The following is a 5593-nucleotide window of genomic DNA, read 5'->3' on the forward strand; positions in this document are numbered from 1 at the left end:
CGGCAAAAAGCGCGCTAAAGGCTTCGCCAGTTGCTAAAATGTTTTTACAAGCTAGGTAGCCACTGTTGATTCTGTTGCTACCTTCAATAATTATTTGCTGATTCACAACAATGCCACGTTCAGCCAGAGCATTTAGGTAGCCTTTTAAACGCATTTGACCTGTTGCTGAGTTAAGTGGTGAAGTAATACAAGCAATCTGTTGATGGTTTAAATCCAGTAAATGGTTAACAGCCAACTGTGCAGCGTGGTACTGATCAAATGAAACAGCATGAGCAGCCTTTTCCTTTAATTGACGATTAATAACCACGATAGGAACTGAAATACGCTGTTTGAGATCGGTAAAATCTTGCTCTGACAAAGAGCGACTATATAAAACAATTGCATCGCAACGTCGATCAACCAATGAGTCGATTGCTGCAATTTCACGTTGCGGGTCATCATGGCCATCGGTCACAATCAGCTGTTTTCCAGCATCTTCGACCGCTTTGGCCGCTTGTTTTAGTAATGCACCGAAATAATTACCATCAAAATTTGAAACGACTAAACCAATACTATTAGAGCTGTTGGTTGCTAATGCCTGTGCTAACCTGTTTGGTTTAAAACCTAACTCCTGCATCGCAGCAAACACAGCTTTGCGAGTTGACTCTTTAACTTGTCCCTTAGCGTTTATTGCTCTGGAAACGGTCGCTTTGGAAACGCCGACTAATTTACAAACATCATTTATGGTTGCCATAGTTTTATTGCTATTAAGCTCGACCACAAGTGCCGAGCAATAGATTCCCTGCTATTGAGCCCGTCAAACACAGACGGGCGATTGTTTATAAAATTTGTCCGTGCGACTGAATTACATTTTGGTACCAGGCAAAGCTTTTTTTCTTTTTCCGATTGAGGTTGTTATCCCGATCTACATAAACAAAACCATACTGCTTTTGGTAACCGTTTAACCAACTTAGTAAATCAATAAATGACCATGGGTAATATCCGCGAACATCAGCGCCTAGTGCAATAGCACTGCGGGTCGCTTCAATATGACGACGTAAATAATCGATTCGAGCATCATCAACAATTTCACCATCAATAATCGGATCTTTGTAACCTAAACCATTTTCGGTGACGTAGATTGGGATTTTACCGTAGCGTTGTGTAATTTGCATTATTCCATCGCTCAGACCTTGCGGATAAATTTCCCAATCCCAGTCTGTATATTCCCCGTCCGGGTTACGCACAAATTTAAAAAGATCTCGAAATCCAAATTCATTAGCTGAGCCTTTTTCTCCCGTCGTGTTCTGAGTGGTAATACTCTCCCCGTCATTAGCAGCTATCATTTCACGTTTATAATAATTTACGCCGATGAAATCACAGATATTATCTTTGAGTAACTTCTCATCGCCAGGCGCAAATTGCGGCGCGCCAAGTGCAGTTTGCGCCATGTTCAACAACTCAGGCGGATATTGTCCCTTTAATACCGGATCGTAAAACCAGTGAGTGAAGATTGCATCAGCTATTTCACGTGCTTTAATATCTTTCTGGCTGCTGCTTGCGGCGGTATGCGGTTGTAATACATTAACAAAACCAATTACAGCTAGCTGATTGACTAGCCCTGCAACTTTAGCTTTTCTGAAAGCTGCAACGGCCTTTGCATGTGCGATAAAGACATGGTGACATGCCTGTAATCCACGCGCAGGATCTCTTACTCCGGGAGGATGCTGTGCTGTGATATAACCATGACCGATAAAGACAACTGTTTCATTAAACGTAGACCACAGATCAACGCGATCACCGAAGTGTTGATAACATACCTTCGCATATTCAACAAAAGCCTCAGTTGTTGCTCGCGCTTCCCAACCGCCTTCATCCTGCAGGGCTTGCGGCAAATCCCAGTGGTACAAAGTGATCATAGGTTTGATATTGTGACGTAATAAATTATCAATTAAGCGACTATAGAAATCGATTCCGGCTAAGTTCACCTCTCCTTTACCTTGGGGAAGAATACGCGCCCAGCTAATAGAGAAACGGTAACTGCTCATACCCAGTTCAGCCATTAAGGCAACGTCTTCTTCCATGCGGTGGTAGTGATCAGCTGCATCATCACCATTAGTACCTTGATAAGTGGTGCCGGGCTGGTGGGAATAAACATCCCAAACTGACAGACCTTTGCCGTCAACATCGTGCGCGCCTTCAACTTGATAAGCTGCACTGGCTGCACCCCATAGAAAATCTTTTGGAAACTGAGTCATGATCTCTCCTTTGCTTTTAGTTATACTTTATTTATCTTTAAATCAATCGGTTAGGAGTTAAGATGGTTTTAAAAGAAATAGTGCAAGATTAACAACCTCTAATGTAAACGGTTACAGTTGACTAATGATATAAGGTTAGCACCTTTTACGCAACCGGTTACAGTAACCGGTTGCAGTAACCGGTTACATTTATCTACTTTATCCAGTAGTAATTGAACATTAGAAGGAGGATTGTCGAAGATATAGTTATTTAGTGTTGGACATACAGTCACAGCTTGGTGATACATTAAAATTGTATTTCATTTGTAACAACTTGATGTGGCGCTTGAAATTAACAGCAAAAGGCTGAACAGCAAATGTTTCGGCTGGTGTAAGTCATCAATGATAAGGTTACTCGTTCTGATAACAACAGAAGAGTTGAACTTTTTATTGAAGAAGCTGTTAAACTGACAGCAGAAAAACAACTATTGAACTATAACAATAACTACTAGATAAGAATCTCTAAATAGGAATACAAATGCTAATAGTAGAGTACCAGAGTAAGAGTTATCATCGATTTTTAAACGATATGCCTCAAATTGCAAGCCACAAGACGCGTTTTCTCATTACATTTAATGGCGCAAGTACTAGTGACTTAACAGCCGCAATTGCAGACTTAACATCATATACACAAAATACTGTGCAGCACTCTACGGCAATTAATGATGAAGCATCAGAAACAAGCGTAGCAACTCTATTTAATGAAGCGCGTAGCAGTCGAAATATATTACTTTTTGAAAACGCAGACCTATTATTTGATAAAAGAACTGCTGTAAAAAATTCACATGAACGTGTGTCTAGCTTTGATCTTAATAATTTATTTAAAAATATCGCCAAACATAATGGCATTGTTATTCTGGCACCAGAAAAAACACAAACGCTGAGTGCTTCAATGTCTACAAAAGTTGATGTGTTAATTCGCTTTCCGAGTGTTTAAATAGCCCTGATACGAAAGGGCTATGGGCTTATTTATAAAAGCATGGTTTTCGGAACTCTATTTCACGGTGAAGGTCGGGACAAGCCCGACCTTCTAACACTAATTCCAACTTGGGCCGTTATTCAGAATACCGTGATTTGCTTTGCCGCTGACATCACATGTCTCAGTCGTGCCACCGTCTGCCATTGGCCAGAAGCCTTGCAGATTGGTTTCCACAACAGGAGTACAGGCTGCTGTTTCATTAAGATGAGGAGCTGCTGCTAACTCGGCAATTTCCGCAGCCGATAATTTCTTGTTATAGATTCTGAGATCATCAATACTGCCGGCAAACTGGTAGCTTCCGTTAGCTGAACCGCCGATTGTAACTAAGAAATCATTGTCGACTGGTGGAGTTGCGTTTGTAACTGAAGCAACTAATACCCCATCCTTATAGGTTCTCAAGTACGATGAGCTGCCCTGATAGGTCATAGCAAAATGATGCCATTGATTATCAGCCAAGCCCGCAATTCCACCACCATTAATACCGTTTACACGAGCAGAAATCTTGCCGTTAGAGGCTGCCTGAATGTAATAAGGGTTGTTGGAACTGCTGTTAGCTTTACGCATAACAAACGCAGTACTTGCAGGCGCTGAAAATTTAAGCCACATAGAGATCGAGATCCGCTGACTAGAGCCATAATCGATATCAGCCAACTCAATATAATCGTCAATACCATCGAAACTTATTCCCTGACTCGGTGCAAAGGGGATGCTTGCCTCTTGCTCGAACAAATCAATTTCACTGATTTGGGTATCTCGGGAGACTGAATTGGTGAAACCGATAATACGGACATAACGTGCAGGGCCACCATCAAAGTAGTAGGTTTCCATTCCGCTGGTGGTGGCGCTGGAAATGGTTCGTAATACCTCAGTCCAGTTAATATTATCCTGAGAAATGTGCACTCTCAAATAATTTGCACGTTGTTCTCCTTGGGTCCAGGCAATATCCACACGGTTAACATTTTTAGTGCCACCGAGATCAAAATCCACTAACTGCGGTGTACGCGTATTATTTGGTTTTCGTTTGGAAGCATTGGATGTCCAATAACTGTTCAGATCATCATCGATTAAATTAGAACTTGGTTGATTATCCAATTCGGTTGCCGTGGAACCAGCGTCCGTTAACGCTTGTACAATTGTAACAGGTAACGGCGTTGTTGCTTTGTTTCCGACATAAATATTGACTGGTTGGCTGTTGCCGCTTTCTCCACCGCTACGTACAACACGTGCCTGTATAGAGTAAGTTCCATCTTGCGGAGCATTCCAGGTAAAGCTGTAAGGGGCAACGCTATCACTAGCCAATACCGTATCACCATGTAGAAACTCCACTTTAGTGACGTCAGTGGCAATTTCAGACGGCACTGTTGCCGACAGTACGATATCTGAGTCTGAATTGAAGACATCATTATCTAACAATGGATCCATAATCGCTGTCGTATTGCTAAATATAGCCCAGTCTTGCTGGTAATCATTCACCCAGTTTGGAACAGTGGCCTTGCGATATGTCAATTGTGCTTCATATAGAGATTGAGGTGTAACCTCTGTTCCATAGGACTCATTGATCTGCATGGTGGGGTAGAGGGGTTTAGGATAGGCTTTCGAGGCGGCATCTTCCGACTCTGTAACTAACAAACCAGCAATTGGAGCCTGATATCCAACAACAATAGGCTGTACGATAGCACTGAACGCTGATTCCCAAAAATTATGGGCTACTTGAGATGTAGCAGCTCCGCGATACTTAAATTGATAATTCCAAAGCGTATAATAACGCAGATGTCTTGGGGTCTGGCTGGCACTGCCTGAACCATTACCCGGATTGTGTCCCGACATCACATCTCTAAGTGTGGCATAGCCATACTTGCCATGGTTATCCAGATCCATCACCTCACGAGCATCATAACGCCAGAATACATTACCAGAATTTGGGCCTGTTTGGCCTGCAGGGTGCTCCCAAATATTGCGTTCCTCTACTAGCCCTATCAAGGTTCGGGTAGAAGAGTTAATTATCATACTGTGATGACCATTATTCCCCTCCATGATTATTTCCAACAAGCTAGTATCAACGGCATTATTGACATCAATACCATGGTTCGTATTAACAGTACGCACACGACGGATCCAGGAATTACGAACTTGAGTCAGTACAACTCCCTTCCAAGCTTCGTCATCGAAGCTGGTACTACGATGGTGTACAAAGGTATTATCGGAGCTGAAGTTGCCCACTAAAGCAATGTCCTCCAATCCCACTTCGGTTAGATAACTTCCGGCCTTCTGGATCTTCCAGTTGTAACTTGCATTAACATCGTAATGAATAGGTTCTTCAAAGGTGAGGGTATTACTG

General features: G+C 42.3%; 4 protein-coding genes. 1 reads left to right on the top strand and 3 read right to left on the bottom strand.

From position 1 onward, the window contains the following. Together AC4GME_RS13335 and AC4GME_RS13340 are read right to left on the bottom strand one after the other, a co-directional pair. Positions 1 to 733 (bottom strand): LacI family DNA-binding transcriptional regulator (locus tag AC4GME_RS13335; RefSeq protein WP_490379563.1); only part of this gene is annotated, 733 nt, incomplete at its 3' end. 85 nt (positions 734 to 818) lie between these two features. Then, on the bottom strand, positions 819 to 2237 hold the full coding sequence (locus AC4GME_RS13340) for a GH1 family beta-glucosidase (RefSeq protein ID WP_490376346.1): 1419 nt from the start codon (positions 2235 to 2237) through the stop codon (positions 819 to 821). Between the two features lie 517 nt (positions 2238 to 2754). Here AC4GME_RS13340 and AC4GME_RS13345 point away from each other — a divergent pair. Continuing rightward, positions 2755 to 3213 (top strand): AAA family ATPase, encoded by a 459-nt coding sequence (locus AC4GME_RS13345; protein ID WP_490379564.1) that lies wholly within the window; start codon positions 2755 to 2757, stop codon positions 3211 to 3213. A 99-nt stretch (positions 3214 to 3312) separates the two neighbouring features. Here AC4GME_RS13345 and AC4GME_RS13350 read toward each other — a convergent pair. After that, a partial coding sequence (locus AC4GME_RS13350; protein WP_490379565.1) for a LamG-like jellyroll fold domain-containing protein occupies positions 3313 to 5593 on the bottom strand: 2281 nt, incomplete at its 5' end.

The organism is Psychromonas sp., from assembly GCF_983033635.1.

Coding starts and splice junctions, on each gene's coding strand:
- AC4GME_RS13345 (WP_490379564.1), top strand. CDS start 2,755: ATGCTAATAGTAGAGTACCAGAGTAAGAGTTATCATCGATTTTTAAAC.
- AC4GME_RS13340 (WP_490376346.1), bottom strand. CDS start 2,237: ATGACTCAGTTTCCAAAAGATTTTCTATGGGGTGCAGCCAGTGCAGCT.